An 878-nucleotide genomic window follows, 5' to 3' on the forward strand; every position below is an offset into this window, starting at 1 on the left:
GCCGGCCCTGCCGTGGGCGGCTGATGAGCGGCCACCGAGCGGCGTGGGCAACACGACCCGGCTGCGCCCCGGCCGGCAGCGGCCTCGGTGCCGGGGGCGGCACCGTGTGGCGACGTGCCGGAGTCGCCTCGGCCACGGCGGCGGCGCTCCGCACCCCGGCCCCCGGGGCGTCGCGCACGGCCTGCTCGGCGCCGGACCGTGATCGTGGCCGATGCGGTCCGCCGCCGGTCACCCGTCACCCGTACGTACGGGCCGCCCGGCCCGCCTTGCAGGCGTGCCCGATCACCGTCTCGCCGACCTCCGCAGCCCGGAACCCCGCCCGTGTCAAGGGAGTAGGTCCAGGAATTAGGCGCCGCCGGGCCGAAACTAGGGGAATTCGAGGCGGCTCGGGTGACGGGTGTTTACTCGGCTGCTTGGCATCGTCACCCCTTCTTGGTCGCGAATTTCCGCTAATTGAATTGGTCATGACATCTTTCGTGTCGGGGTCCCACCTCCAGGACCGTTCCAGTCGGGCAGCGAACGGTCATCCCCGGCCATGAAACGGGTTTCCGGATACGGCTCAGCGGCGACACCGGCCGGTGAACCGCCGGTGCGCGGGCGATAAACCAACATCACGCCGGGGCGCCCCGGGCACCGGGTCCGGACAGCCACTCCGGACGCTACCGAGGGATTTCCCGGTTTTCGATCATGCACCGTCCTCAGCGATCACTTTTCCCGGCGCGCTGTGTTTGGCTGTCGCCCATGAGGCGCCGCCCCGGAGCCCGAACCGCCCCGGGGCCGCACGAACACTGCGGCGGCGACGGCCCGGAGTACGGCTCTCCCGACTCCGCTCGGCCGCCATCGGCCCGCGCAGGTACGGACTTTCAGGGAGTTCAGGC

The organism is Streptomyces sp. S465 (assembly GCF_026898115.1).
GTDB lineage: Bacteria > Actinomycetota > Actinomycetes > Streptomycetales > Streptomycetaceae > Streptomyces > Streptomyces luomodiensis.